The sequence below is a fragment of the Tolypothrix sp. FACHB-123 genome (assembly GCF_014697075.1).
In the GTDB taxonomy this organism is placed as follows: Bacteria; Cyanobacteriota; Cyanobacteriia; order Cyanobacteriales; family Nostocaceae; genus Aulosira.
Genome location: NZ_JACJRE010000033.1, coordinates 63791 through 90413 on the forward strand (window position 1 = coordinate 63791; position 26623 = coordinate 90413).

General features: G+C 40.6%; 24 protein-coding genes. 10 read left to right on the plus strand and 14 right to left on the minus strand.

What is annotated here, in order from left to right; genetic code table 11:
- Positions 1-335: 335 nt before the first annotated feature.
- From plsY to H6G41_RS20900, 4 genes are all read right to left on the minus strand, one after another.
- Complete coding sequence (gene plsY, locus H6G41_RS20885) at positions 336-1028, minus strand: glycerol-3-phosphate 1-O-acyltransferase PlsY (protein WP_190748205.1); 693 nt, start codon at positions 1026-1028, stop codon at positions 336-338.
- A gap of 181 nt (positions 1029-1209) precedes the next feature.
- Positions 1210-2508: a DUF3086 domain-containing protein gene (locus H6G41_RS20890; RefSeq protein WP_190748254.1), complete on the minus strand. Its 1299-nt coding sequence runs from the start codon at positions 2506-2508 to the stop codon at positions 1210-1212.
- Positions 2509-2625: 117 nt separating this feature from the next.
- Complete coding sequence (locus H6G41_RS20895; protein WP_096645463.1) at positions 2626-3012, minus strand: DUF3119 family protein; 387 nt, start codon at positions 3010-3012, stop codon at positions 2626-2628.
- A gap of 196 nt (positions 3013-3208) precedes the next feature.
- Positions 3209-4006: an MlaE family lipid ABC transporter permease subunit gene (locus H6G41_RS20900; protein WP_190748207.1), complete on the minus strand. Its 798-nt coding sequence runs from the start codon at positions 4004-4006 to the stop codon at positions 3209-3211.
- Between the two features lie 412 nt (positions 4007-4418).
- Here H6G41_RS20900 and H6G41_RS20905 point away from each other — a divergent pair, with 412 nt between their 5' ends.
- From H6G41_RS20905 to aroH, 3 genes are all read left to right on the plus strand, one after another.
- A complete protein-coding gene (locus tag H6G41_RS20905; RefSeq protein ID WP_190748209.1) occupies positions 4419-4715 on the plus strand; it encodes a hypothetical protein in 297 nt (98 codons plus the stop codon).
- 493 nt (positions 4716-5208) lie between these two features.
- Positions 5209-6030 carry a signal peptide peptidase SppA gene (gene sppA, locus H6G41_RS20910; RefSeq protein ID WP_190748211.1) on the plus strand — a complete coding sequence of 274 codons (822 nt, stop codon included), beginning with the start codon at positions 5209-5211 and terminating at the stop codon, positions 6028-6030.
- An 86-nt stretch (positions 6031-6116) separates the two neighbouring features.
- Complete coding sequence (gene aroH, locus H6G41_RS20915) at positions 6117-6542, plus strand: chorismate mutase (RefSeq protein WP_308796226.1); 426 nt, start codon at positions 6117-6119, stop codon at positions 6540-6542.
- A gap of 61 nt (positions 6543-6603) precedes the next feature.
- Here aroH and H6G41_RS20920 read toward each other — a convergent pair whose 3' ends face one another.
- Both H6G41_RS20920 and H6G41_RS20925 read right to left on the minus strand, forming a co-directional pair.
- On the minus strand, positions 6604-8103 hold the full coding sequence (locus tag H6G41_RS20920; RefSeq protein WP_190748212.1) for a CHAT domain-containing protein: 1500 nt from the start codon (positions 8101-8103) through the stop codon (positions 6604-6606).
- 33 nt (positions 8104-8136) lie between these two features.
- On the minus strand, positions 8137-9144 hold the full coding sequence (locus H6G41_RS20925; RefSeq protein WP_190748214.1) for a hypothetical protein: 1008 nt from the start codon (positions 9142-9144) through the stop codon (positions 8137-8139).
- 326 nt (positions 9145-9470) lie between these two features.
- Here H6G41_RS20925 and H6G41_RS20930 point away from each other — a divergent pair, with 326 nt between their 5' ends.
- The 3 genes from H6G41_RS20930 to H6G41_RS20940 all read left to right on the plus strand — a co-directional run bounded on the left by H6G41_RS20930 (position 9471) and on the right by H6G41_RS20940 (position 12453).
- Complete coding sequence (locus tag H6G41_RS20930) at positions 9471-10112, plus strand: class I SAM-dependent methyltransferase (protein ID WP_190748216.1); 642 nt, start codon at positions 9471-9473, stop codon at positions 10110-10112.
- A gap of 50 nt (positions 10113-10162) precedes the next feature.
- Complete coding sequence (locus H6G41_RS20935; protein ID WP_190748218.1) at positions 10163-10714, plus strand: Uma2 family endonuclease; 552 nt, start codon at positions 10163-10165, stop codon at positions 10712-10714.
- A 68-nt stretch (positions 10715-10782) separates the two neighbouring features.
- Positions 10783-12453 (plus strand): RluA family pseudouridine synthase, encoded by a 1671-nt coding sequence (locus H6G41_RS20940; protein ID WP_190748221.1) that lies wholly within the window; start codon positions 10783-10785, stop codon positions 12451-12453.
- Between the two features lie 125 nt (positions 12454-12578).
- Here H6G41_RS20940 and H6G41_RS20945 read toward each other — a convergent pair whose 3' ends face one another.
- Both H6G41_RS20945 and H6G41_RS20950 read right to left on the minus strand, forming a co-directional pair.
- Entirely contained in the window at positions 12579-13064 is a 486-nt protein-coding gene (locus H6G41_RS20945) for a hypothetical protein (RefSeq protein WP_190748223.1), read from the minus strand.
- 123 nt (positions 13065-13187) lie between these two features.
- Positions 13188-13658 (minus strand): thiol-disulfide oxidoreductase DCC family protein, encoded by a 471-nt coding sequence (locus H6G41_RS20950; protein ID WP_190748225.1) that lies wholly within the window; start codon positions 13656-13658, stop codon positions 13188-13190.
- 397 nt (positions 13659-14055) lie between these two features.
- Between H6G41_RS20950 and H6G41_RS20955 the strand changes: the two genes are divergently transcribed.
- Entirely contained in the window at positions 14056-15741 is a 1686-nt protein-coding gene (locus H6G41_RS20955; RefSeq protein WP_190748227.1) for an NAD(P)H-quinone oxidoreductase subunit 4, read from the plus strand.
- Between the two features lie 15 nt (positions 15742-15756).
- Here the strand turns inward: H6G41_RS20955 and H6G41_RS20960 are convergent, their stop codons facing one another.
- Positions 15757-15921: a hypothetical protein gene (locus tag H6G41_RS20960; RefSeq protein WP_190748229.1), complete on the minus strand. Its 165-nt coding sequence runs from the start codon at positions 15919-15921 to the stop codon at positions 15757-15759.
- A 585-nt stretch (positions 15922-16506) separates the two neighbouring features.
- Between H6G41_RS20960 and H6G41_RS20965 the strand changes: the two genes are divergently transcribed.
- A complete protein-coding gene (locus H6G41_RS20965; protein WP_190748232.1) occupies positions 16507-17904 on the plus strand; it encodes an HlyD family secretion protein in 1398 nt (465 codons plus the stop codon).
- Between the two features lie 134 nt (positions 17905-18038).
- Positions 18039-20090: a glycosyltransferase gene (locus H6G41_RS20970; RefSeq protein ID WP_190748234.1), complete on the plus strand. Its 2052-nt coding sequence runs from the start codon at positions 18039-18041 to the stop codon at positions 20088-20090.
- A gap of 190 nt (positions 20091-20280) precedes the next feature.
- On the opposite strand, the gene H6G41_RS20975 is transcribed toward H6G41_RS20970, so the two are convergent.
- Genes H6G41_RS20975 through tatC form a run of 3 tightly spaced genes read right to left on the minus strand, consistent with a single transcriptional unit; the run spans position 20281 to position 22376 of the window.
- Positions 20281-21168 carry a polysaccharide lyase gene (locus H6G41_RS20975; protein ID WP_190748236.1) on the minus strand — a complete coding sequence of 296 codons (888 nt, stop codon included), beginning with the start codon at positions 21166-21168 and terminating at the stop codon, positions 20281-20283.
- A gap of 35 nt (positions 21169-21203) precedes the next feature.
- Positions 21204-21539: a tRNA-binding protein gene (locus tag H6G41_RS20980; protein WP_190748238.1), complete on the minus strand. Its 336-nt coding sequence runs from the start codon at positions 21537-21539 to the stop codon at positions 21204-21206.
- Complete coding sequence (gene tatC, locus H6G41_RS20985; RefSeq protein ID WP_190748240.1) at positions 21540-22376, minus strand: twin-arginine translocase subunit TatC; 837 nt, start codon at positions 22374-22376, stop codon at positions 21540-21542.
- 123 nt (positions 22377-22499) lie between these two features.
- Here tatC and H6G41_RS34795 point away from each other — a divergent pair, with 123 nt between their 5' ends.
- A complete protein-coding gene (locus H6G41_RS34795) occupies positions 22500-22856 on the plus strand; it encodes a hypothetical protein (RefSeq protein WP_206756946.1) in 357 nt (118 codons plus the stop codon).
- Positions 22857-22880: 24 nt separating this feature from the next.
- On the opposite strand, the gene H6G41_RS20995 is transcribed toward H6G41_RS34795, so the two are convergent.
- Together H6G41_RS20995 and H6G41_RS21000 are read right to left on the minus strand one after the other, a co-directional pair.
- The gene (locus H6G41_RS20995) at positions 22881-25076 is read right to left on the minus strand and encodes a transglycosylase SLT domain-containing protein (RefSeq protein WP_190748244.1); all 2196 of its coding nucleotides are present in this window, start codon (positions 25074-25076) and stop codon (positions 22881-22883) included.
- 133 nt (positions 25077-25209) lie between these two features.
- Complete coding sequence (locus tag H6G41_RS21000; protein ID WP_190748246.1) at positions 25210-26337, minus strand: glycosyltransferase family 9 protein; 1128 nt, start codon at positions 26335-26337, stop codon at positions 25210-25212.
- Positions 26338-26623 lie beyond the last annotated feature (286 nt).

Below are 26623 nucleotides of genomic sequence, written 5' to 3' on the forward strand. Positions count from 1 at the left end.
TAGCCAGAATTAGAGAGCATCGCGTCTCTCCGCTACATAAACTAAAATTGCCATTTGGCTACGACAGGAATTACCAGTACAAAGAATTAAGAGCGTAGGTAGTCCCATATTATTTATTTAGTAATAAATATTACTAAAAATCTTAGCTTTACAAACTACAGTTGCCGTCAGGGAAAATACACAAAGCTATAATTTTAATCGATGGTAGCTGAAAATGAATCTCGTGGTCTGTCCCATTAATTTGGCTGATATCCTAGATCCCCAACTTTTTGAAAAAGTCGGGGATCTGAATCGGGACAAAGTTAAAAATTTGATATTTGCGATCGCATTAAATTTTAAGTTAACTGTCCATCAGTTGGTTCTGCTTGTGCTGTTACCTTTTGCCCAATTTTTGGTTCAGTTCCTGCAAGTAGGCGTTCAATATTACTGCGGTGACGCAAAATTACATACAACCCGCCAAAAAAAGCATAAAGGACGCAAGGTAAAGGTTGATGGAAAATTATCATAAAAATTGTCACAGCGATCGCAGCTGTAATTGAACTTAAGGAGACAATCCGGGATATCGCCACAACAACAGCAAATACACCCGCTGAAGCCAAACCTACCTGCCAACTTATCGCCAGTACAGTCCCTAAGCCAGTAGCGACAGATTTACCACCACTAAAGCCTAAAAAAATTGATTTGCTGTGTCCGAGAACTGCTGCTAACCCCGCTAAAGTTGCTAAACACGGTTGCCACAAATTAGCATCTACCGTAGGGGGGAAAAAATTGTACAATGGAGCCAATTTAAATAACTGGTAAGCTAGTGCGATCGCAGTTACGCCCTTCAAGCAATCAATTAATAACACAACAGCCCCAGGCCCTTTACCCAAAGTTCTCAGGACATTAGTTGCGCCAGTGGAACCCGAACCAACTTCACGAATATCAATACCCTTTAACTGCTTCACCGCAATGTAGCCAGTAGGGACAGAACCCAATAGATAGGCTACAACCAAAACAAAAGCGCACAAACTTAACCAAACAGCCATAACAATTCAAAATTCAAAATTCAAAAAATTCCTAAGTCAGTAGGGGCGGGTTCTGTAAGATTCTCACTGGAAAAACAGATATGTCGATTAAACCCGCCCCTACAACAGTCTCAAATTTTTGAACCAATGACAAATGACAATTGTACAGACGCGATTCATCGCGTCTCTGACAAATGACTAATTAAAAATCATCATCATAATTTCTCATTGTTTTGGGGTCAGGGGCAAAGGCTAACCATAAAGGAAATTGCAGTAATGCTAGGCTAATTTGGTCTTCGGAATCATCAATGATGATTAACGGGAGTTGATTGGCTTTGACTAATCGGTCAGCTTTTTGTGCCAAAGCTTCTGGTGCTTCAAATAACACTACTCCTCTATCGGGGCCAAAGTCTGGACGACCTATACCCAGGCAATCTTGCAAACCGCGCCGCCATTCACCTAAGCGTTCTGGGGTATTAGCTAATACTAAAGCGCGGACGCGATCGCCATACAATTTGTAAAGGATGGAAATTACCGCCGAAGAAATCAAGATATTCTGTAAGCGGCTACCCATTGTCCGCAAAGCACCTCTTCCCCCTTGGCTGAAGAACCAGTTAGAAACTCGTTCTGCATGGACTGGTTCAAAAGTCCGGCGCAATTGCCAAGCCGGGCCATAATAATCGGGTTTGTTGCGATATTGATCGATGAGGCGGCGAATTTGCTTGGTAGTATCTTGAAACTGCTGTTGGGCGAATTGAGGGATACCAGATTGTGCTGGTTCTGGGGCTTTTTCTTCTTTAATCGATACTACAGGTTTTTCGCGCGCGATAGCCGGCGGTACGAGTTGCAACTGTTCAGCGGCGGCGGCTAAATCTTGTAAACTGCCAGTGAGATAATCTTTAAAACCCTGTACCCGAATCGCCAAGTCTTGAGATGTTCCTGCAAAAGTCGTGCGCATTTCATTGCGGATACGTTCTTGACGACGTTCCAACTGTTCTACAGAAATTTGCAGGGTTTGTTTGCGTTGTTCTAATTGGGCTAGGGAATCTTGCACTAGCTTTCCTAACGCCAATTGGGTTTCGCCAACTTGTGACTGAAGAGTTTTGTAACTAACTTGCAGATTGGCTATTTCAGCTTCTAGGGCTTGTTTGGTAGTTTGTAACTCTGCAACCTGTTGTGCTGCTTGTGCGTATAGGAAATTAGCTTCTGATTCTGATGCTATTTCTGACTCCAGCGCCACAGTTTCGGCTGCTAACTGGGTTACAAACTCAGCAGTTGCATCTGCTGCTGGTTCAACTGTAAAACCTTCTTCTGCATCAGCAATAGGTGATGCAATAGTTGCGTCATTAGGCTGTATCTCAACTGATATAGTCTGTGCAGGTGTTTCTTCCTCTGACTCAACAGATGAGTTCTCTGCAACTTCTTCTTTTGGCTTATCTTCTTGTATTTGTGCCAACCACTCATCAATTGATTCTGGGGTTTGAGATTCCTCTGGGTTCATAACCAATACTGTAATTCCTATGACGCGAATAAATAGCTTTGTTGAAATATACAATTGACCTGTACAAAAAGTCCTGAGTAGTTGGTGCGGGTTACAGATATTGCACCAAAAACAAGACTAAATTCGGGGACAACGTTGTTCTAAGCAGGATTTTAGGGTATTGGGGTCAAATAAAATTGGTAGAAAGTGAATACTTTTGATTTCTTTAAAATAAAACAATATCGGTATGGGATTCCAGAATATCCGCCAGTTTTGCCATTCCTGATAGGGAAACCGCCGAAGTAATTCTTCGCCTCTGTAAAGATCTAAGTCAGTAGCGGTAAATCTTAAGCGCAATGTCGCCGCCTGAAACATCAAAAACAAACCAAACAAGCCAATAATACCGCCTAGCAGAGGTTGAACTAACAGCAGGGGAATCGACCCAATTACCAAAACTACAGGGATATTGTAGCTAGGTTTCAGTTCTACTGTAGATGTGGTGTTAGGTGCAAATGAACTAGTCATACTAATTTTTAGATTTTGAATTTGAGAGTTGAGATTTGAGATTGGGAATAGCCAACCTCAGTCTAAAAATCTCAAATCCTAATTTTGTTAATAGAGACATTTCCTATTTTAGGATTTTGCGGCTTCGCAGGTGCGCGATCGCCAAACTGTTGATGGTTGACTGTTGAGTGTTGATCACTGATAACTGAAAATTAACCTATATTCCTTTAAGTAAAGCACTACCCATACCCTGAAACATTAACCAGGAAAGGAAAAAGTTACTCACAAATATAATCAGCAAAGCTGTAACCACAGCCGTTGTGGTAGATTGTCCCACGCCTTTGGCTCCTCCGGTTGTCGTCAAGCCCCAGCTACAACCAATCACAGCAATTAAAACGCCAAAGCAAAATGCCTTAATCATGGCGCTGCAAATATCCCAGAGTCCTAGCAGGTTACGGGCTGAATCCAGAAATGTTGTATCAGCGATGTTGTATAAGTTCGCTGCAATTACCAATCCTCCCAACATCCCCGTGACTAAAGACAACAGAGTTAAAATTGGCAGCATTAAGCAGCAAGCTAAGACGCGAGGAATAACCAAGTAATCAATTGGATCTGTTTTTAACATCAACAGGGCGTCTATTTGCTCTGTGACTCGCATCGTACCAATTTCAGCAGCGAAGGCTGAACCTACTCGGCCTGCCAAAATTACTGCTGTCAATACGGGCGAGAGTTCTCTGGTTAAGGCTACTGCTAGCACCCCGCCAACAAGATTACCCGCCCCAAAGTTAACAAATTCTCGCGCTACCTGAATGGTAAACACTGCACCGACAAAAATAGCTGTTAATAAGGCAATAAACAGAGAATCTGGCCCTACTGCTGCCATTTGCTCTTTCGTATTTCGCCAATGAATTTTGACTTTCAGGAGGTGAACTAGTACTTGTCCACCCAAAAAAATCGCCGCCAGCAGCCGCTGACTCCACGCGCCTAAACTGGATTTGGATGTAGTCTCACTCAATGTTTTGTAGCTAACTCGGTAACTGCCTTAAGAATAGCGAAAGTCAATGGTAAATAGTCAATAGGCATTGGGCATTGGGCATTGGTTATTCTTCCTGTGCTGCTTCGGCCTCATATCCAGGGTGAAACATTAACTTAGTTTAAAGGTCATCTCAGAAAAGTAATACTGATGGGAGCAAGCTTTATATTACTTCATAGGGAAATCTTTTAGCTACGATCGCCATATAGCAAGGCTTTTAAGGATGTTACTGCTGAGTTTTGCCGGGTTAATCTGTGATTAACGGTCACAGATTTTTTTAATGAAAACTTAAGATTTTTGACATCTTCGCTCCTATGAAGCGATCGCACTTATTGTAGAGAATGACATAATGCTTTTTGGCTATTGTCCCTTTTTACTACGGAGTGTTGTTTAAATGACTATTTTCACTCACTTTCTCCGTTCTTTGCTGCTGACAGCGATTTTTAGCTTTCTCGTGCCGATGTTTTTAGTCGGTGGCTTCTTGCTAATGCTTCCGGTCATCGGTTATCTACCAGGCTTACAAGCTTTAACTGAAGCGATCGCTAGTCAAATTATATATTTTCTCGGTATTTTTGGTACTGATAGTCCTTTGCGCGGCTTAATTGTCATTAGTTTGACTTTCAGCTTTGTAGGAGCGCTGTTTGATGTTTACGCTTATTATCGGTGTCAAATTTTACGTATTGATTCTTGAGTTAGTTGCACCAGGTTATCGGTATTTATGGTTTGCGGGAACTATGTAAAATCTATATTCCCATCTATATACTGAGATTCGAGATTTTGCTATTCCGAAATTTCCACTGATAAAGTGGTAATGGCTGCATTTAAATTAATTAAATTGAGTACGCCAATTCAACTTGGTCACAAATAACTATGCCTTACTCATTCGCCCAACCTAAGCTTGCTGAGGCGATATTGTTATATTTATTGCTTAATTAGTCTATACAGAATTACCAATTAATTTGCTAGCAGGGCAGAGATTGCTATCAACAAAAGCAAATTTTAAATAGTGGTTTCGACAATTGGTAGGCTTAACAAACTACATCTTGTCTTAATAGAAACCAGAATATCAAAAAAACATCTGAGTAAATCTAAAAACATTCTTAAAATTTTTGTGTGGACGCAAGCAGTCATCAGACCTCTTGACATCTTAAGATTGAGTTGATTACGAGGTTTTATAACTGCTTATGGTTTGGCCCTTTAAGCCCAGGTTTAGAAAACAAATTGCTCGGATTGAAGTTACTGGTGCTATCTCCGCGGGAACTCGCAAACGTGTACTAGAAGCCTTAAAAACAGTAGAGGAAAAAAAGTTTCCGGCTTTACTGTTACGCATTGATAGTCCTGGCGGGACAGTAGGAGATTCCCAAGAGATTTACAGCGCTCTGAAACGTCTGCGGGAAAAAATGAAAATTGTTGCCAGTTTTGGTAATATTTCGGCTTCTGGTGGCGTCTATATTGGCATGGGAGCTGAACACATCATGGCCAATCCAGGTACAATTACAGGCAGTATTGGTGTAATTTTGCGCGGGAATAACCTAGAACGCTTGCTAGATAAAATTGGTGTTTCTTTTAAGGTAATTAAATCTGGCCCTTACAAAGATATTTTGGCATTTGACCGGGAACTGACACCAGAGGAACAAAACATTCTGCAAGAATTGATCGATGTCAGTTATCAACAGTTTGTGCAAACAGTCGCAGAAGCCCGTTCTTTAGCGGTAGAAACTGTGAAAAGTTTCGCTGATGGTCGGATTTTTACGGGACAGCAAGCTTTAGAGTTAGGTGTAATCGATCGTCTGGGAACAGAGGAAGATGCGCGGCGCTGGACAGCAGAATTAGTTGGACTAGATCCGGAAAAAACTCCATGCTTCACCCTTGAGGAACGTAAACCTTTGTTAAGTCGATTTCTACCAGGAAGTCGTCAAGTTTCATCAGGAATTAGCGCTGGTATCGACTGGCTAGAGTTCGAGATGTCTACAAGTGGTTTACCCCTCTGGTTATATCGACCATAAATAGTTAATAGTCACAGGTAAATTAACAGTGATAAAAACTATAAAGTGAGAAAAGACAGATCTTGGTAATTTAAGGAGGATTGGGCGTGGATTGGCAAATGCGGGCTATTCGTGGAGCAACAACCGTTTCAGAAAACACAGCTGAAGCGATTCGAGAAGCGGTTACAGAATTACTAGATGAATTGGAAAACCGGAATCATCTCCAGCCAAAGGATATTATTAGTGTGACATTCTCAGTCACCAAAGATTTGGATGCGATTTTTCCAGCTGCGATCGCTAGAACTCGTCCAGCTTGGGATGGGGTGGCGATGCTAGATGTGCAGCAAATGCATGTTGAAGGTAGCTTACAGCGCTGTATCCGCTTTTTAATCCACGTTTACCTGCCAGCCTCCGCACCAATTTACCATACTTATCTGCGTCATGCAGCTAACCTGCGTCCTGACTGGAGTTTACCCCAGTCCTTACCAGGATCGCCCCAAGTAGTAGTCACTACTAGTGGCGATCGCGAATAATTTCGTAGTCAGGACTTAAGTCCTGAATTTTTCAGCCATTAAAATTTTTGCCATCCACCCCCTAATTCCAGTTGCCAACGACGGTAAAAGCTGACCAAAAATAAGGATGGGATAGTGTCAGATTTTCGGGCGCATCTATTTCTGGGGGTAGCGGTACAATATTGTTCTCTGCTAGGCGTAACTTACCATCCTGGATGCGCACTTCGCCTTTGAGCATTCCTAATTGGGCTTCTCTGAGTGCCAAAGACCTTAAAGATTTAGTTTTTAACTCATCATAAAATTTAGTCATTAGTGCTAGCGAACCCTCATCACTGACGTACCACAGGCTACCTAGTGCAGTTTTCACCCCAGCTTGTACTGCTAAACCTGCAAATCCTAATTCGGCTTCGTCGTTTCCTAAAGCTGTTGTACAAGCACTCAACACCAACATTTCTACTTTCGGTTCAGCACTCCACTTTAATTCCTGAGATAAGCTTCTGAGTTGATTTAAGCGAATTTTTTCATTCCACAACTGAATATAAGACTGACTCAGTTCTCCCGGATTAAATTGTCCGTGAGTTGCGAGGTGAATAATGCCAAACTTCTGTTTGCTGCTGACAGACTTCAAATTTTCAATTGTCGAGGTGTTGTTTAATAATGACTGAGACTGTCCTCGCCAAATTTGATTAGTTAACGTGCTAATTTCTACACCTGCAAATGGTAATGGTACTTGGTCTTCTGTACTCTCTGATACTCCTATTGCTAAAACTTGGGATTGGGCGATCGGTGCAAACCGGGTATCTGTCAGGCTAAAACTAGGTATCAGCGCTACGCTATATTTTTCAATGATGAACTGTTTACCATCGTTTAAAGCCGCAATGGGGAGCGATCGCAAACCGCTATCCATTGAAAAAATTAACGTATTGATTTTGTTAGCTTGTAAAGTAGTTTCAAAAGGTGCAACTATCCATTGATAAAGTTGTTGAGAAGGCACAAGGTATCTATTCTTTTCATTTCTAAAATTAGTAATTTTTTGGCGAAAATCTTGGGCAGTTTTTTGCACGAGACTATGTTTCGCTTCAGGTATATTTTTGCGGATTGGTTCCAGATTTGCGGTGGCACTATTTAGACATTTAGAATTACTAGCAGAACTTTGCGTTGCGCCGCTAGGAAGGATGAGAATTAAGTCCAATTTGTCTTGTAAAGAAGTTACATATAGCAGAGCCGCATTTTGTCCAGTTTGCTGACATAAATTTCTTAAAGTATCTGCAATCTCTTTAGTTGAAGCAACATCTCCATAAAAAGATGTACCATATCTTTCGCCAATCTCAACTGCTTGCAATTCTTCAAATTGCTCCACAGCTTGATCAACTGGAGCTGATTCAAAATTCCTGTCAAATATGGTACGGTCGATTTCTATACCTCCACCTCCTGTAGTAGTGGGTTCAGTAATATTGGGTTCTTCAGGAATAGGGCCAGTCACATCGGACTGATTTCTGTTTTGTGCATTTACAGATGTAAACAAGATTAAAACCAAAGCAACTGATAATACAGTTACCAAGAATGAACGACGTAATTTCATAAATTTATTTGCCGATTGGAAGATAAATATAAATTAAAAAGAAATGCCATACCCAACACCTAAAATAAAGCGAGTACCATCACCTGCACTACCAGTAATATCAGTCACGGCTGGAGATATGACTAAAGGAGTATTTTTAAAGGGTGTAATCGATAATCCTAGGGTTAAATCTTGTCCTGTCCATTCAGCGATCGCGTTTACAGGTTGCGCTACTCTTAAGGCTACACTACCAAACACGCCGATAGAATCAACTTTATTATTAATATCTGATTCTGACCGAAATTGACCGCCACCAATACCAACAGACACATAAAGACGACTAAAAGATTTAGTGTCACTATCTTGAAGGCGAAACATTTTGGTAACTACACCGTAAGCACTAGTACCGCCATCTGTATCGCCAAAAGTCACAAAATTTCTTACGCCAAAAGCTACAGCAAAATCTTCTGGTAGCCTGCGATGTAATTTAAAACTGATGCTAGCATCTTGAAGATTATCGAGGTCAACAATACCTAAACTTACATCTAAACCTACTGACTTTTGCGCATCACCTAAGCCAATACCAAACCCAACAACTCCATCGGCTGTGTCAGTAAAGCGAGTTCGAGATTGTAGTCCTATCCCAAAAGAAGCACTTCCCCAAGATTTACCATAAGCAGAAGGTGTTTGGATACTAACACCAGGAGATGTCACTGTACTTGCCCTTTTTTTCCTAAAAGCTGCGGGTATTCTTTGTGGTTGAAACGGCTTTTGTTCGGGAGAAATTGGTTCTATTTGTAAAGGTTGTTGTCCAACTGGCTGCGATGTTGATTCGTTTGTGGTTCCAGTATCCTGAGTTATATAAAATGGCGATATTTCTTCGACAGAGGGAATTATAAAATTTTCAGATTTTTTACTTAGTTCTGCTTCCGGGATAACTTCGGGAAAAATTCTTGCTTTTTCAATCTTACTAGATATAAATTCATCCTGATAGATAATTTCTGTCGTGAAATTATTACTATCTGTTGTGACGATCGGGTAGTCGCCTAGGAAGTAAATCATATTTATCCTAATCTAATTAATAATTGTGTTCGTGATAATAGCATTATCTAATAAATAAATAGAAAATATTTCGACACTTGTAACAATTTGATAGTTTTAAAAGTTACTAGCAGTCTCAAGTAATGAGACACAAACGACCGTATTTATATTTAAGTTTTTTGAAGACTTTTTACCACAACTAGTATAATAAATTACATTAAATACTTATTTGCTATCAAATTTTAGTTAATGCTGGGAATGAAGTAATAATTTAACTCTGAGGATGTTTTAGAATTACTTTTACTGTGAAGCTAAAGCAGTTTGCTCGTTGGGAGTACTTTTCTTTAATGAATCCAATTAACCTCTGGACTTCGGCTGAACACGCTTTGAGATATCTATCTAAAGCAGATTCCATACCACACCGGACTGAAGGTGAAGCAGTCTTGCTAGAACATGTCCCCAAAACTGTGAAGCGCATTTTGGATTTAGGAACTGGTGATGGTCGCTTACTAGCATTACTGAAGATAGATCATCCCCAGGCGCAAAGTGTAGCAGTTGATTTTTCTGCAACTATGTTAGAAGCGGTGAAAAAACGTTTTGCTAACGATCCAAGTGTACAAGTAATAGCCCACAACTTAGATCAACCTTTACCAGAATTAGGTTTTTTTGATGCAGTTGTTTCCAGCTTTGCGATCCACCACCTCAGCGACGATCGCAAACTGTCTCTTTACACAGAAATTTTTTACATATTAGAACCTGGTGGAATTTTTTGCAATTTAGAACATGTGGCTTCACCGACACCAGCATTACACGAACATTTTTTACAACAATTAGGTATCTCACCCGAAAACGACGACCCATCCAATAAACTTTTAAATGTAGAAACACAGCTAAATTGGCTGAGAAAAATTGGCTTTACCGATGTGGATTGTTATTGGAAGTGGCTAGAACTGGCGTTATTAATTGGGGTGAAACCTGACTCAATTTAATATTTGAGTATACGATGTGAAATGAAGATAACGATAAAAAAGCGATCGCTATGGTCGTAACTACAGCAAAGTGGACAATAGAAGATTACCACCGCATGATTGCCGCCGGTATATTAGACAATCGGTGTGTGGAATTGTTGCAGGGAGAGATTATCGAGATGTCACCAGAAGGAGAACCCCACGCCTATTTTAGTAGCGAAGCCGGGGAATATCTCACGGGATTATTGGGCGATCGCGCGACAATTCGTCCAGCAAAACCAATTACCCTGGCGAACAACTCGGAACCTGAACCAGATATTGCGATCGTCCAACGTTTAGGGCGTGAATATCTCAATCATCATCCTTATCCGCAAAATATTTTCTGGCTGATTGAATACTCTGATTCCAGCTTAGAAAAAGATTTAGAGATGAAAACTAAAATTTATGCTGAAGCGGAAATTCCCGAGTATTGGGTAGTAAATTTAAGAAAAAGGCAGCTTATAGTATTTAGAGATCCCCAAGATGGGGAATATGCTTCTAAATCTACACTTACAGGGGGCACTATTTACCCAGTAGCATTTTTAGATATAGCTGTTGCAGTAGATTTGATTGTTAGTTCTTAGGGAGAAAATACCAATAATTTTAAATATTTTAAATACAAGTATCAGCCCAATTTGTCATAATACCTTGTATGGTATTTTTACATCCGCTTTCAGATTTTATTGACTGCAATTCTCCTATTAGCCACCCATCACCTAACTATTACTATGAAGGGTATTGTCCGCAAACTGGGAACTTACTCAAGCTACCCCGTACAGCGTTAGTAGAAGCGATCGCTCAAAGTTTAATGCAACAACTAGCCAAAAATGACCTTTACTCCCAAGAAGGTAAGATGTATGGGGTATTGCTGGTTGAGCTACCTACGGGCGAACAGCGTATCATCAAGGCTTTTTCTGGTTTGCTGAATGGTTGTAGTGTAGTTGAGGGTTGGGTTCCGCCAATTCCGGGACGCGAGGAAGTAGCTTTAGAGGAAGCTCAAACTTTGGTGGAATTGGCAGATATCAAGCAAGAATTGCTTAATTTACAGCAAATTCCCCAAAGAAAGGAATACGAAAAGCGATCGCAGGAATTTACACAACAGTTACAAGCAATACGCGATCGCCATCGTCAGCGCAAACATCAACGCCAAACAGAACGCCAGCAAATCTGCAATACAGTCACAGGCGAAGCACTGACTATTGCTTTGGAAAAACTTGATGCAGAAAGCCGTCAGGAGGGAATTGCAGAACGCCACCTGAAACGCCAGCAAAATCAAGTATTACAGCCACTTCAGCAGGTAATCACCGCCGCAGATAAACGCATATTGGAATTAAAACAGCAGCGAAAACAGCGATCGCGCCAACTCCAAACGCAAATGCACGCTGCTTATACCCTAATGAATTTTTATGGACAATCGCGATCGCTACAACAATTGATACCATCAGGTTTACCCACAGGTACAGGGGATTGTTGCGCCCCTAAACTCTTACAATATGCAGCGATGCATCATCTTAAACCCTTAGCAATGGCGGAATTTTGGTGGGGTTATCCATCAATAACTGGGGATAAAATTCCCGGTGAATTTTACGGTGCTTGTGCAGAACGCTGTCAGCCATTGATGGGATTTTTGCTGTCTGGTTTAAAAGAAGTTAACTCTGCAAATCTCTTATCTATTAATCAAGAAAGAGACGAAACACTCTCAATTATTTACGAAGATGAATGGTTAATTGCAGTTAATAAACCTGCTGGATTATTATCTGTTCCCGGACGTTATTTAGATACTCAAGATAGCGTTTTGAGCCGGTTGCGCAATATATTACCAGATGGCATGTCACTCAATGCAGTGCATAGACTGGATCGAGACACTTCTGGTATTTTAATTTTGGCACGCGATCGCGAAACTTATTGCCAACTCAGCCAACAATTTCAGCAACAGCAAATTCACAAGATTTATGAAGCTTTACTTTCTGGTATTCTCGCCTCTGAGAAAGGTGTAATTGAACTTCCATTGTGGGGAAATCCTCATAATCGCCCCTATCAACAAGTTGATTGGCAATATGGTAAACCTAGCATTACCCATTTTCAAGTAATAGCTAGAGAGGGAAACTATACCCGCGTTGAATTTAAACCCATCACAGGACGCACCCATCAAATTAGAGTTCATGCTGCTGATATTCAAGGGCTGGGTATACCAATTTTAGGAGATAGTTTATATGAAAACAATAGTCAACAAAATCGCTTACATCTCCACGCCAGAGAAATTTACTTTCAGCATCCAAAGTTAGAAGAAACTGTTAATCTACAAATAAACACGCCATTTTAAACTAATGCAATAAATTCATATACAGCATATTGCAGGTAAATGAGGTATGCGCTTTGGGGCATGGCAGTGCCAGTGCCCCTACAATCAACGATAATCTGTACCTCGCCAACTGGCAATATGCTGTATCATTTGTATATGATAATTATGGGTGTCACTTTTGGTTGATTGGGATTGCTGAGATTTAATCTATAATGTACTCTTAAAAATTCGTCATTTCTACCACCTCTGACTGTCACTATATAATTAGCTTTTCGCGAAGAGTCTTTTGCAACTTTTTCAATTACTTTCTCTTGAATCAATTGAGCTTGTTTTAATTTTTGTGGTTGCGAATTCAAGGTTGCTAAACAAAAAACGCCTGTAGAATCAGGAAATTTATATACTTGTAAAAAATATTTTTGCCGATTAACATCAAAAGCAGATGTTAAATATATAGTGCCGCGCTTTTGAGGGGGAATTTTTCTAAAAACTTCTCGTGTTCTTACATGATACTGGCAATTGTTATCAATAATTGGTTCGCCAGCATTAACAGGTTTTAAGATAATTGATATATTAGCTATCAATAAACTTAAACCTGTTAAACTCAACCTAAGAGATTTTAACCAAGGGAACATATATTTTACTCTTCATTCCATTTCTCGTGACGGAGTAAAATTTTCGCTAGTTCCTATAAAGTGTGGGATAAGTCAAATAATAGGCGATCGCATTATCCAAAACCTACATTTTTACTTTTGACTTTAATCGATTCGACAACGTCCTTCAGTATCACAAAGTTGCTGTTGACGCTGGGCGATAATATCTTGTAACTTCGGTCTTCCCGTCAACGCCAGTCGCCAATCTGCCCAAATACCATAGAGAAAATCTGCGATCGCGCCTACTATCGGTAACTTAGTAACGCTATATACCCAGCCCAACCCCAAAACCTCGTAAACGCGGCGAAACACCTCCACATTCTTCACTACCGTTCCATCAGCTAAAACTGCATGGATGCGTCCCATAGCTGTTTCAAAGTCAACATTGCCATGTACTTCTGGGTTATAGTCATTGTCTGCAATATCCACAAAATTCACTAACCCTCGTCCAGCATCGCGTTTTTGCAGAAAATTCACCTCCCGCAGACACAAAGGACATTCACCGTCATACAACAGCTCGATTTTCCATGTTGGTGCAGTATTGGTACTAGAAGATTGAGAATTGAGTAAGGACATAAAAACGCTTTTGTTAAGATTCTTATACTTATATATATATTGTAGAGAAATTCTTCGCAGAAAAAATCGCCGCCGACTGAGAGCCAATGTTGCCAATAGTCCGGGTAAAGCTTGGCATATATATATTGATATCTATCGAGACTGCTACACCCATGACTAAAGTCAGCAGAAACCTCTACAAGCCTTAGTAAATACTGCACTAGCTGGCAATTAGCAACTAAACAAACACGCTTCGTGCAATAAAAAATTGAATCATAGAGAGAAACTTATATGTATTTTTACAAAAACCTCTAGATATAAATTTTTCTATGCCTATTGAAGTAAATACTTATTCACAATTGTTTACAAAGTCGAGTAGAATGACCTTATTCACAGATAAGTATTTTTTCTTATTGACATGATAGCGGATCGATTTCCCTGGCTTACCGCGATTGTTCTACTGCCACTGGTTGCTTCCCTGCTTATCCCTGCGCTGCCTGACAAAGATGGCAAGCGCGTGCGGTGGTATGCCCTTGGTGTAGGTATCGCAGACTTTGTTTTAATGTGCTATGCCTTTTGGAAGCATTACGATGCCAGCAGTGCTAGTTTTCAACTCGTGGAAAATTATGCCTGGCTGCCGCAGTTAGGTCTTAACTGGGCTGTATCGGTCGATGGGCTATCAGTCCCATTGGTGCTACTAGCAGGATTCGTCACCACACTCTCGATGTTCTCCGCGTGGCGCGTCGATCGCAGACCAAAACTATTTTACTTTTTAATGTTGGTGCTGTATTCAGCACAGATTGGGGTATTCGTTGCTCAAGACTTGCTGCTATTCTTCATCATGTGGGAAGTCGAGCTGATTCCTGTCTACCTCCTCGTCTGTATTTGGGGCGGACAGAAACGTCGCTACGCAGCAACTAAATTTTTGTTATACACCGCAGCCGCTTCTATATTTATTCTCGTTGCCGCATTGGCAATGGCGCTCTCCGGTGGCGGTACCATGACCTTTGATATGGCTGCTTTGGGAATGAAAGATTTCCCCCTGGGTCTAGAACTGCTGCTATATGCAGGATTATTAATAGCTTTTGGTGTCAAGCTGGCTATTTTCCCTCTCCATACTTGGTTACCTGATGCCCACGGTGAAGCTTCTGCACCCGTATCAATGATTTTGGCTGGCGTACTCTTAAAAATGGGCGGATATGGTCTAATTCGCTTAAATTTAGAACTTTTACCCAACGCTCACGTATACTTTGCACCTGTTTTAGCCATCTTAGGTGTTGTCAATATTATCTACGGTGCGCTGAACTCCTTTGCCCAAACCAACATGAAGCGGCGCTTGGCTTATTCCTCAATTTCCCACATGGGCTTTGTACTGTTGGGAATTGCGTCCTTCACCGATTTGGGAATCAACGGCGCAATGTTGCAGATGATTTCCCACGGTTTAATTGCTTCAGTCCTGTTCTTCTTAGCAGGTGTGACTTACGACCGTACCCATACAATGGCAATGGAAAGTATGGGCGGTATCGGTCAAGCAATGCCCAAAGTATTTGCTCTGTTTACCATCGGTGCAATGGCTTCTCTGGCTCTCCCTGGGATGAGTGGCTTTGCTGGTGAACTTTCGGTATTCGTTGGTTTGACTACCAGTGATATTTACAGTTCAGCTTTCTGCACAGTGACAGTGTTCCTTGCGGCTGTGGGCGTAATTCTCACACCAATCTATCTCCTTTCCATGTTGCGCCAGGTATTTTACGGCACTGGTAACGCGCCTACCTGCGACCTAGATGGCGGATTTAAGAATGACGAAGCAGAAGAAGCTGTATGTTTTGGTACAGATTGCGTTCTACCTACCGAAGCAGTATATAGAGATGCTAGCTCTCGTGAAGTGTTTATTGCCGCCTGCTTTATTGTGTTGATTATCGGCATTGGCTTTTATCCCAAGGTAGCGATGCAGATGTACGATGTGAAGACTGTGGCAATCAATGCTCAGGTACGCGAATCTTACACCGTCATTTCCCAAGCAAATCCCCGGATTTATGCTAATGGATTTTTAGCTCCCAAGATTGCAGAATCGGAAATCTCACCAGTTTTGGCAACTATGAAGTAAGCTTTTCGACCTCTATTATCTGTTGAAAATGTAGCGATCGCTCTTTTGAGGGCGATCGCTTTTTATTGGCAAGTGGCGTATCAGATCAGAAAAATGTACGCGATCGCTCATCTGGATATGAGGTAAACTCCAGGCTTGAGGCCCAATTACCCACAAAATCAAGGGATAAAAATATCTCATCCCCTATTCTTGTTTACAGCGATTTTCAGGTAAATGAACCACATCTTTATATCTCACGCAAAGGCGCAAAGACGCAAAGGCACAAAGAAATACATATATTAGCTTGTGGTCTAAATACATGAAAACTGCTGTAAAATTCCTGGCAATTTAAGTAATAACTACATGCACAAAGTAGTGGTTATCTTTTTGTCTAATTTATGAATAATTCAGGAAATATATTTATAAGTTATTTCTTGATTTTAATCAGTAATACGTATTTACACTGTCATTTTTATTAATGAAAATTTATGAATTTTGTCTTTTTTTTAAGTAGCACACTCAAGATTTTTTTATAAGTGAATTGAAAATTATCGTTAAAAATACTTGTTTTTAGTCGAAAAATTTGTATTTCATGAAGCTTTTATTTTTAGTTTTAATAAATTAAAGTGAATTTGGTAAAGAATTAAAATTCAGTTTCTAAAGGTTTGATTAAATAAATTTTAAAAAACTCTTTGCTATTTAAAACAGAATTTACTGAATTTATAAGTGTAATTACTAAAAAAATCAGTAATATTTTCCTAAAAGAAATACTTAATTTAAACTTTTATGACCGATTTACTGAAAGACAAAGAATTTTTAATACCTGCCGATACCGTAGAAAAAAATTCAGGTAAATCAAATAGTCTACTTTTAGCAGCAATGTTTGTTGCTTTAGGTGCAACAGCAACAGTAGTGGGTGCCACATCAATTGGATATCGCCTGACAAATATAGTTGTGGAGAATGTAGCAATCAATGGTCGAATTGTTCGTTTAACATCGCCAATCAATGGCACCATCCAAGCTTTTTATGCCAAACCAGGTGTAGCAGTCAAATCAGGACAAGTGCTAGGCCGTGTTAACACCCAAGCGACTTTCCAAGAGCAAAATCAAACACAACAGCTAAACTTGCAATTACAAAAAGCGCAAGATGAACGTGTGCGTTGGCAGCTAGAACATTCACACTTAGCAGGGGAAGTGCAATCCTATGCTACCCAGTTAGTGGGTGCAAGACAGTCCTTAAATTTGTTCAAAAACCAATTGCAAAATTTAGAAAATCAATATTTGGCTGTTCAGGGTGTTGATATTAACCTTTCTAGAGAAACCGTCAATCAACAACAAGCGGCTGTAGACGCAGCTATTGCAAAAGCGACATCTGCAAAGGCGGACTATCAACGTTACCAACAACTTTTAGCAGCCGGTGCGGTATCGAAACAACAAGTAGATAAGCTACGCTTTACTTGGGAATCTGCTGCTGCGGAAGTAAAGCAAACACAAGCTAACCTGCGTTCTGCTCAGGCGGTGCTGAATGCTTCTCAAAAAGGTGTGGCTTTTAGTAAACAAGATCGTTTTGCAGATAGCTTTGCAGAACGGCGGGCGAAATTACTACAGGCTATCCAAGAACAACAAATACATGTCAATACTTTAGAAAGTAAACTTGCTAGTGGCAAACAGCAACTCAATCACAGTCTAAAAGTAAGTCAAAATAAGCCCAATCAGGCAATTTTCACCAAAGAAATTGGCAATATTCCTCAATTTCAAGCTATTACTGCCCCCTTTACTGGTGTGATTTACAGCACGGAACGCGAACAAGGCGAACAAGTAAATCAAGGACAACCAGTTTTAACTTTACTAGACTGCAACGATTTGTGGTTAGAAACAGTAATTCGCTCAGATGATGCTAGTCGTATAGATACCCAAAAGCCAGTGAAGGTGAAATTTGCAGGTGAGACACAAATCCTATCTGGAGAAGTTGATATTATTCAGCCTATTAGTAGCATTCAAGGTATTGAAGAGCGTTCTAAACTGACCCAGGTACAAGCACTTTTACCGACTATTCCAGCGAATTTAGTTGGTAAACCATTAGCGCGGGTAACGGTGAAAATGCCACCTCCACCTGCACATACTCAATCTCAACGATTCTGCGGATTGGGACATACGGCAACTTTGACATTTAGTAAAAAATAAGCCAATAAAAATGGGCATTGGGCGGTAACCCTTAACACTTCAACAGGCTCAAGACATTGTAGTAAATACAGTCAACAGTCAACCGTCAACCGTCAACCGTCAACATTAAACTAACCACAGTTAGTTGATACTCGATGAAAGATTTGACTAAAACTCTTTTACCCTACATAAATTGGCTAGGGGTAATATTAATTTCTGCCTTGGGTTGTATTGGCTTACATTGGCTGCGCAATCCGGAAAAATTGGCTATGTTGGGTTTATCAGCCCTGGTAACTATTGGTGTAATTGGTACTTGGCGTTGGTCGTGGTGGATATTACAAGTATTGCGATCGCAAATTTATCTCCATATTGTATTTCCCCGGTGGCGGCGACGAGCAAATAAAATTCCTCTTGAGGATTTACCCAGAGTTTGCTTTTTAGTGCCAACTTACAAAGAAAAACCTTGGATTACTGAACGAGTATTTAAAGCGATCGCAACAGAAGCTCAAACCCTCCTCCAACCGATAACTATACTAGTCACTAGCAGCAGTGATGCAGAAAATGCTGCAATTCTCCAAGTTATCCAATCGGTAGACCCCGATTTGAGTTCAATTCGCCTAATTCAAATGGTGCAAACTGGCGAAGGTAAGCGCAAAGCAATGGCAGAGGGTTTACGAGAACTCGCCCGGTTGAATTTACCAGAAGACACTGTGATTGCTTTGATGGATGGCGACTCGGAAATTACACCGGGAACTTTACGCAAGTGTTTACCTTTATTTCGGATGTTTCCCAAAATGGGAGCATTGACTACAGATGAATTACCAATTGTTCAGGGTTCTTATATTTTTTCTGAGTGGTTTCACTTACGACTAGCCCAAAGACATTACCAAATGAGTTCCCTGTCTTTATCGCGGAAGGTAATGTGTTTAACTGGGAGATTTTCTCTATTTCGCGCCCAAGCTGCTTTGCATCCCTCATTTGCTAACCAATTAGAAATTGATACTTTGGATGACTGGTTGTGGGGAAAATTTAAGTTTCTGTCTGGAGATGATAAAAGTACCTGGTTTTGGTTGCTGAAACAAGGTTACGACATGCTTTATGTCCCGGATACTATAGTCTACTCAATTGAGACGATTTCTGGGTCATTGGTAGACCGAGCCTACCAAAATATGCGCCGTTGGTATGGTAACATGCTGCGGAACAGCGATCGCGCGATCGCACTTGGGCCGCAAAAAAATGGCTGGTTTATGTGGTGGTGTCTCATCGATCAACGCATCAGCTATTGGACTTCTTTAATTACCCCAGGCTTATTATTAATTGCTTTGCTGCAAACTCAGTGGATCGCAGCAGGTATTATTACTTCTTGGATTTTATTTAGTCGTCCTTTGATGCTGCTTGTTGTATTTTGGCAACGCCAATCTCAATTAAAACCAATTCATTTTCCTTTATTGTTACTTTCTCAATGGAGTTCTGCTTTAGTTAAAATTTGGACGCAGATGAATCTTGCTCAACAGAAATGGACAAATCGTGGTAATCAAAGTATTTCTGCTGGAGGTTCAGGCTGGGTGCGCTGGGTGAAAATTAGCACTTCCCGATTTCTGCTAGTTTCCCAAATGTTTTGTTTTGTAGTTGTATTATTATCCTTAGCAAATATTCTCAATCCCCTACAAGATTTAGCTGGGATGTGGTGGAATAGCCAAGCTAAAGCCGCTGCTCCAATGCAAATAATTACAGCTATAGATAATGGCATTTACCCCAATGATGGCAAAGATGACTCCGCTGCGTTACAAACTTTAATCGATAATCTACCTAGTGAAGGTAAGGTACAAATTAACTTACCAATTGGGGAAATTGAATTATTTCAACCCTTAAGAATTCAACGCAGCAATACAATTATTCAAGGTGAAGGTGTCAGGCGGAGTATTTTACAAGCTAACTTTAATTCTCCAAAAGGAGAAGCTATAATTTCAATTTATCCTCATCATGGCAAACATTCTGTGAAACAGATAATTAAAAATGTGCAGCTTAGAGGATTTACTCTCATGCACAAGCAGATGAAACAAGAAGAGGATACTATTAAAGGTATAGTTTTAGAAAAAGTCGCTCAAGGCGAAATTAAAAATCTAGAAATTAGGTCAATGAAAGGACGTTCTTTATTATTGAATAATAGCCAAAATATTCAGATTGAATATGTGACAATGGACTAGTACCGCAAGGCGGAATTCAAAATTCAAAATTCAAAATTCAAAATGAATACAGCGTAAGCGTTTCGTGAGTTTAGAATTGTCTGCTTATTTACGCCGAGGTGTACTAGAAGAACAGCGAAAGACAGTAGGGTGTGTTGTCGCACAGAGCAACGCACCGACAGCATTATCTCTTCTCCTGTCTGCCTTATATTCAAAATTGATTCACTTCTGAAAGTGAGAAATTAGCAAAATCTATATGTACATCTTTTGGAGTAGCCCAAGAAAAGTCGCTTCCGCCGAAGAAAGTGGAAAAGAAAATACCTTCTATTTTTAGTTTATTGGTAGTCCGAAAAGTCAAATTTTTCTGGTTGAGTACTTGTTTACCATCTAACCAAACTTGTACTTGACCATTATTTTTATTGGGCTGATTTAGCACTATAAACTGTTCTAAATGATGCCATTTACCTTTTTGAAATTGCCAATTACCTCTGCCAATGGAAGTACCATCTTTGGTACTTGTGGGAAGATAAGCATAGACTTCGCCTGCACCATTTCTGCGCCACATAAAGCGTGTAGAAAAGCCATCACTACCATTAGGAATATCGCCGCCACTATTTCCTACGCCTCCAAATAATCCTGGTAATTTTCCGCCTTTAACAAAGTCAAAATTTTCCGAAAAGCGGAGATAGTAACTTAAGCGTAAAGCGTTTTTTGGAGTTATACCTAAGTCGGCATAAAATTGCGCACCACCGAGGGGTAGATGATTTTTGCGGGAAACAGCAGGACTAGCAGAACCAGCAGGATAACGTACTCGGAGGATTTTCTCAAATCTACCGCTAGGGTCTTTAATAACTGCGGTGTTGTTTAATCCCCACTGACCAGCTTTTCTAACACCCCAAAGCTGCATCCAGTTATTATTAGTAAATTGACCGCTGGCGATCGCATTATTTTCAGCAGCAGCCACTTTAACAGCATCAGAGGCGATCGCATTATTGGAGCTTGGAGAATTACAACTACTTAAAATCAATCCTAGACAGTTAATAACTAGCAAATTACAGCATAATTTTTCTAAAATTCTCCAACTGATAAATTTCTGCATTTAAAAATTAAAATATATGAATATTAATCATCATTTTACAAAATTCTTTTGCCTAAAGCCACTTCTCTATCTGGCTGAATTAACACTACTTCCCCTCCATCTAGAACTACTCCTAATACCAAAACCTCAGACATAAAATCTGCAATTTGGCGAGGAGGAAAGTTAGTTACAGCTAATATTAACTTATTCACTAAGTCCTCTGGCTGATAAAGTTTAGTAATTTGGGCACTAGATTTTTTAATCCCCAAATTGCCAAAGTCTATCCAGAGTTTATAAGCTGGTTTTTTAGCATTAGGAAATTCTGCTACATCGATAACTTTCCCCACCCGAATTTCGACTTTTTCAAAGTCATCATAGGTAATTTCTGGCATTTACTTACCTATTAACTTCACTAAACCAATTCCACCGAAATAAAGTCCTAAAACTGCACCAGCTAAAAGGCTTTGGGTAAGGGGGTCAGTAGAAGGTGTCAGGACTGCACCGAGAATTACTGCACCCATGATGACGTATCGCCAACCAGAATACATTTGTTTTGAGGATACAATTCCTAAAACACCAAGTAATAATTGAATGACCGGAATTTGAAATGCTAAACCTGTACTAAATAACAGCAGTAAAACAAATTCAAAATATTTTTCAATTGACCACAGTTGCTCTACTACATCCGCACCATAGCTAATAAAAAACTTTAAAGCGGCGGGAATAAGTAGAAAATAAGCAAATACTAAACCTGCCACAAACAGCACACTCGACCCAAAAACTACAGGCCCTAACAAACGGCGTTCGCGGCGAGTTAGTCCGGGAAGAACGAACTGAATAATTTGATAAAGGATAAAGGGTGTAGACAGCAATAAACCACTGTAAGCGGCGACTTTTAGAGAGACAAAGAAATATTCTCCAGGGGCAAGTTGGAGAAATTTTACCCCCTGAGCAGGCACTTCTAATAGCTGAACAATGGGTCTAACGTTGAAAAAACAGCCAACAATAGTTACTGAAATGGCAATTAAGGCATAAAAAATCCGTTGCCGCAATTCCTCTAAGTGGTCAAAAAACGACATTTCCACTTCATCTGGCAACTCATCAAGAGGATTGACCTCAGAGTCGCCAGATCCTTCCACTTCGATATCCGGAGAAGTTGTAGCAGTTGCATCTGAGTATTCACCAGATGAATTGGACTGCGCTTGGGTATCTAAATTTTGTGGCGTCATGATTTAGCAATTAGGCAACATTTGCTAACTATTTTACTGGGCATTGGGCATTGGGCACTTGTACTGAGCGAAGTCGAAGTATTGGGCATTGGGCATTGGGCATTGGGCATTGGGCATTGGGCATTGGGCATTGGGCATTGGGCAAAAGTTAGGTTTAAAGGTGTAACTTCCTATATCAAAGGTGCAATTTCCGGCATCACAGGCGCAATGTTCAAGCTCAAAGGCGCAACTTCCGACATCAAAGCGGCAATGTTCAAGCTCAAAGGCGCAACTTCCGACATCAAAACCGCAACGTTCAGGCTCAAAGGCGCAATTTCCGACATCAAAACCGCAATATTCAGCCTAAAAGGCGCAACTTCCGACATCAAAGGTGCAATGTTCAGCCTAAAAGGCACAACTTCCGACATCAAAGGTGCAACGTTCAGGCTCAAAGGCACAACTTCCGACATCAAAGCCGCAATCTCCCCATCAAAAGTTTAATGCCCCATGCCCCATGCCCAATAATTACTGATTCGGCAATTTTGGATGTTCGCTGGAGTATTTACTGACTAATTCGGAAATTTCTGGGTTATACAGCCGCAAATAATTCCAATAGTTGCCTAAAACTTGACGGACGTAATTTCTAGTTTCATCAAAGGGGATGTTTTCGACAAATTCGTCTGGATCTTGTGTTGGCAGAGTTTGCAGCCATTTGGAAACGTTGCCGGGGCCAGCGTTGTAACTAGCGATCGCTAACAGGGTGTTATTGTTATATTGCTGATGGGTATGATCCAGATACCAAGTACCCAACATAATATTGTCGTCAGGATCTTCTAGCTTCAGTTTTTTGCTATCGACTTTAATTTGGGGGGCGATCCATTTAGCTGTGCTGGGTAATACCTGCATTAAGCCCATAGCATCGGCAATTGATTTGGCTTTAGCTTCAAACCTTGACTCTTGACGAATCAAAGCAGTTACTAGCAAGGGATTGAGTTGCCGTTCTTTAGACCATTTTTCAATCTCTTGCAAATAAGGAAAGGGATAACGGGCTTGCCAGTAAAAGCTTTGTTTGCTGAGATTTTGATATTCGGCTTTTTCTTCTGGTTTTTCTCGGTCTTCTAATTTAGAAATTGTGTCAATGCCAATTTTATTTTCTCCCCTAGCTAGCTGCATTAAGCCTTCAGTAAATTGTTCTGCTACCGTGGGCTGGGCTTTATTGATAAATTCTGTTTCCCATTGCAACCAAGCGTCTCTATCTTGACCTAAAAGATACAGTTCTTTAAATGTCTCCGAACCAGCGATAGGTACGGGACGCTGGGGGGGAACTACTTCTGGGTTCATTTGCCGGACAGTATTAAAGTTACCGACATTCAGCCCCAAAACTGCCGCCGATCGCCATGCATAGTAGGAGTAAGGAAACTGGCTGATAACATATTCATAAGCGGTTTTCGCTTCTTGCTGTTTCCCTAGCTGGCTAGCCCATTTCCCGACCCAAAAACCTGCTCTGGGAGCCAAAATACTGGTAGGATTGTTGCTGGGAATTGGTTCTGCCCATTGCCACGCACCGACATAATCTTTGGCTTTGGCTTTCTCTTTGGCAATTTTCCAGCGGTATTCTGCGGCTTCTTCAGAATCACCATATTTGCTAATCAGTAATTGCCATGCTTGGGCGGCTGATTTATTATCTTTGAGTCCTTGGTAAATTTTGGCTTTTTCTACCAGTGCTTTACCAGCTACTTGGGGAAATCTGGCGATCGCTTGATCGAGATAAGGTAAGGCTTCTTGACGAGTTTTCGCCATTTCCGCTAAACGTAGTAAGCCTATTCCAGTTTCCTCTGCTTCGGGGAATTCCTGCACTAGTTGTTTATAACTAGCGATCGCTTTTTCCCTGTCTTTACCTGTTACTTGCAAACCCCGTCCAGTACGGTAAAGACTTAGTGCTGTCTTTGTTGCTTTACTATATGCATTGGCTGCTTTGTCAAATTGGCCGTTAATCCAATAAGCTGTAGCAATGATTTCCCAATCTTCTGGTTGGAGATTTGGCTGCTTCACTAGTGCATCCAATACGCCGACTATTCCCGGTTGATCGGCAGCGTATTTCGCCAACATTAACTGCAATTTTGGCTGATTGGGATTATCTTCTAGGCGTTTTTTGATAATTTCCCAGGTGAGGGGATGGGTAGGAAATTGAGCGATCGCAATATCCTGCTGCTTTGGTTGGGCAATCAAAAAAATCGCTTTGACTGCGGCTGCGGTTTTGCCATACTCTTTCACTACTTTCTGGCGCAAATCCGAGGCTTTACCCCCTTCACCTAGCATGTCTTGCGCCTGGGCTTGTTTTAGCAGAATGTAGCCTGCCAGAATCGGATAATCTTTCTCTAGCCCATCTAACAAAGCTAAGGCTTTTTTCGCTTGTGTTCGGTCAATATAATCGCTAGCTAAAAGATAACGAGCGCGTTCTCGGTCTGGAGAGCGGGAATTTTGGGCAATATCTGCTAATTTTGCCGCCCTTTCTGGCAGAGATTGTGATACCAATGGATATACGGCCGACTTAGCTCTACTAGCCTCCGATATCTGTTCAGATTGATTGTCGCCTAGTTTGAGCCATTGTCCTATAGACTTTCCCAGCTGGGGCGCTGAAACCATTGCGCCAGCTAAAAAGGCACATAGTCCTGCACCAGCAATTATTGGAACTGGATTTTTTTTAAGCTGCTTCAGCATGAATACCCGCTGAAATTTTCAGATGAATTTCTTGAAACTTTAGCATTACTAGCGGTCAGTGGTGCCACTTTTTCATTTTTTCTAGGGACTAAAAAGGTTGAAAGCGCAGATTAGCAGCGGATTTCATAGACTTTTATGAATAATTGTATTGATTTAAATTTTGGAGATAATTAATCACTGTTTGCGGTAGCAAATTAGTCATACATGGATGGTTGTCTACTAAACAAAACTTGTTGTGAAAATTATGCTCCTGACAGATGGTACACTTAAAATCAGTAAGGGCTATTTTGACATAAGGTTGTCGAGGCGACCAAAGCCTAATCGGACTAGCACCATCACCATCTACATCGTTACCAAAAATCGCCACTGTAGGACAACCAACCGCAGCAGCAATGTGTAGTAGTCCGCTATCGACAGTAATACAGAGCCTCGCTTGACGACAAGTGCCAGCTAATTCAGTCAGCGATGTTTTCCCTCTGAGGTCAATCAATGAAGTTTCTGCGAGTAAATAATCTTCAGTGCGATCGGAGAAATATAAAGTCTGCTGAATTTGTGGACTGCTACCAACTAAACCAACCGTCAATCCTTGACTTTCACACCACTGAATTACTTGTTGCCAGTATACCACAGGCCACATTTTGGCAGGACGGGTGGCTGTAACACTAATGATAACATCAGGAACGGGGAAATTTGGCGCTTTACTTGGTAATTCTAATTGAAAAAAATCCGTTTCTACATAAGCAATCCGGCAAAATATTTCGCTGATATAGTTACTAGTAAGAATTTCTTGATGTCTGTTCAGAAATGCTGGACTATTCCAATCTGGATCGCTAAGAATTTTCTGTACAGGATCGTGACTAGCATCTAACTTAAGCCGGAAATCTTGAGATAATGCACCTCCCGCTACATAAGTAGGACGAATAGCAGTAACTGTAACTAAGTTAATTTCACTAAATTCATCACAATTAATTGCTAAATCGTAAACCCCAGCAATTTCACAACGTTGACGCACTGCTTGCGCCAAAGTTCCTAAAAAATCTTGTCTATCTGTATAAAGCGAGAATCGCCAATCGATATATGGGCTGTGAATTTCCAAATCTTTGGTAATTTCACTACCAAAAAAGTCTAATATAGAGTCAGGGTATTTTTCTTTTAATCCTCTTAAAAGAGGTGTAATTACAACAAAGTTTCCTACCTTAGTAGATGAAAAAATAGCTATATGAGGATGAGGACGTAAAGGTTGATTAGAAAAAATTTCCATAATAAGGAATAATTTATAATTTTCCTAGTTTATCGTAAATAAAAGAGTTTAAGACCCCTAATCTATAGGTAGCACGGAATCGGAGACACTCCACCTCCGCTCAGTTTCAGTCGTTGTTTAAATCCCCATCTGAAAATGTCTTTAATGCGCGAATTTTGAATTGTTAATTGTTAATTGCTATTCTTTTGGTTCTTCAGTAGCTATTATGCCAAATTATTAGTTATAGCACTCATATAAACACAAAAAAAGCATCTTTATTTTGCCAAAAGCCTTATATGTATTGACA